We start from the raw sequence: 2,139 nt of genomic DNA, 5'->3' as shown, positions 1-2,139 counted from the left end.
ATCTCCATGGCAAGCAATGTCGAAACCCTGATCCGTGGTGCCGTCGTCAAAGGCATCGGCAAGGTCGCCGATTTCAACCGCAAGCGCCTGCCCCGCCCCACCGACGCCCACCCCTTCCTCACCGGGATCCACAAACCGATGACCGAGGAATTCACGCTGGAAGAATTGCGCGTCGAGGGCGAGATTCCCGCTGCACTCACCGGCCGTTACCTGCGCAATGGGCCGAACCCCGCCGCCGCGCCCGATCCTGCCAGCTATCACTGGTTCACCGGCGCCGGAATGGTCCATGGTATCCGCATCGAAGGCGGCAAGGCCGACTGGTACCGCAACCGCTGGGTCCGCGGCGCCGAAGCCTGCGAAGTGCTCGGCGAGCAACTGCCCCCCGGCCCGCGCGCCGACGGCAATGACGCGCCGAACACCAATGTCGTCGGCCTCGCCGGCCGCACCTTTGCCATCGTCGAAGCCGGCGGCAAGCCCGTCGAACTCGGCTATGAACTGAACACGATCGCGCACAATCCGTTCGACGGCACGCTCGCCGGCGCCTACACGGCGCACCCGCATCACGACCCCGTGACCGACGAGATGCACGCGATCACCTATCGCGGCGACGAGCCCAACAAAGTCTGGCACGTCGTTCTCGACAAGGACGCCCATGTCGTTCGCGAGGAAGCGATTGCGGTGAGCGACGGCCCGTCGATCCACGACTGTGCGATCACCGAAAATTACGTTCTGGTCTTCGACCTGCCCGTCACCTTCTCGATGAAAATGCTGCTCGGCGGCTATCGTTTCCCCTATGCGTGGAACGATAATCATCCGGCGCGCGTCGGCCTCCTCCCCCGGAACGGCAGCGGCGACAGCATCATCTGGGTGCCGGTCGAGCCCTGCTATGTCTTCCACCCCGCCAACGCCTATGAAACCGGCGACGGCAAGGTCATCGTCGACGTCGTCGCGCACGAAACGATGTTCGCGCAATCGAAGCGCGGGCCCGACAGCGAAAAGTCGCGGATGGAACGCTGGACGATCGATCCGGCCGCCGGGACGACGATCCGCACCGTCATCCACGATCACGCACAGGAATTCCCGCGCTATGATGAACGGTTGACCACGCAGCCCTATCGCTACGCCTACACGATCGCGATCCCCGACGGGAAATCGGCCGAATGGGCGCTCGCCGAAACGCGGCTGTTCAAGCACGACTTGGGCGAAGGCTCGACCGCGATCCACGATTTCGGCCCCGGCCGGCACCCCGGCGAGTTCGTCTTTGTCCCGCGCAGCGAAAGCGGCGCCGAGGACGATGGCTGGCTGATCGGGCTGGTGGTGAACATGAACGACGAGACGACCGCGCTCGTCATCCTCAACGCCGATGATTTTACGGGGTCACCGCAAGCTGTCGTTCACCTGCCGCACCGGGTTCCGCCGGGATTCCACGGGAACTGGGTCGCGGATTGACGATATCGGGGCGCTTCATCAGCGCCTCGGTCGCGGCCAGCGAGCGCTCATTGTCGACATCGATCGCCGTCGCCCCGTTGCTGACCAGCAGCGGGGCGACTTCGACTTTCAGATGACGCGAAATGCGCGCGAAGATGTGATGGATCGGCCCCAGACCGAACCGGAAACGCAGCAGGTTGACCAGCCCGAAGGCCCGCATCACCCGGAACGGCTTTTTGACGAACTGGCCGCCGCCCCGGAACGCCTCCGCCGCACGCAGCGCGTTCGGATGAGCGATCCAGTAGGCATTGCAGTTCGACACAGCTACGTCCGAAAACTCGTAAAAACGGCGCTGTCCTTCGGGATGCACCGCGAGCACGTCTTCGCGCCGGGCGAGCGCGACCCCCGCTTCGACGCCGAGCCGCTCGGCCTCGGTCTCGATCTCGGCGATCGTTTCGGGCGTCAGCAGGCAATTGTCAGCGGTCGTGATCAGCAACGGAAAGCTCGCCACACCCGCCACGGCAATAACCGAATCCGCCAGATTGTCGGCCGCGGGCACGACGATCAGGCGCTTGCCCAATAAATCGGTCACCGGATCGTTGAGGTCGGCAAGCAGCGCGGCATGATGGGTTGAAACAAACACCTGCTTCGCGTCGCTATCCGCGGCGCTTTCCAGCACATGCGCAATCATCGGCCGTCCCGCGACGGGAA

Annotated in this window: 2 protein-coding genes; one reads left to right on the top strand and one right to left on the bottom strand. The window is 64.5% G+C overall.

Annotation, left to right across the window (positions count from 1 at the left end):
* A partial coding sequence (locus VGD20_RS18910) for a carotenoid oxygenase family protein (protein ID WP_331135926.1) occupies positions 1–1,449 on the top strand: 1,449 nt, incomplete at its 5' end.
* On the opposite strand, the gene VGD20_RS18905 is transcribed toward VGD20_RS18910, so the two are convergent.
* The coding region (locus tag VGD20_RS18905; protein WP_331135925.1) for an NTP transferase domain-containing protein at positions 1,370–2,139 on the bottom strand (770 nt) is incomplete at its 5' end. The genes VGD20_RS18910 and VGD20_RS18905 overlap by 80 nt on opposite strands.

This window comes from Sphingopyxis sp. (assembly GCF_036402335.1).
GTDB lineage: Bacteria > Pseudomonadota > Alphaproteobacteria > Sphingomonadales > Sphingomonadaceae > Sphingopyxis.
Note: the sequence above shows the minus strand (reverse complement) of the source record. Positions and strands in the feature narration are given on the sequence as shown.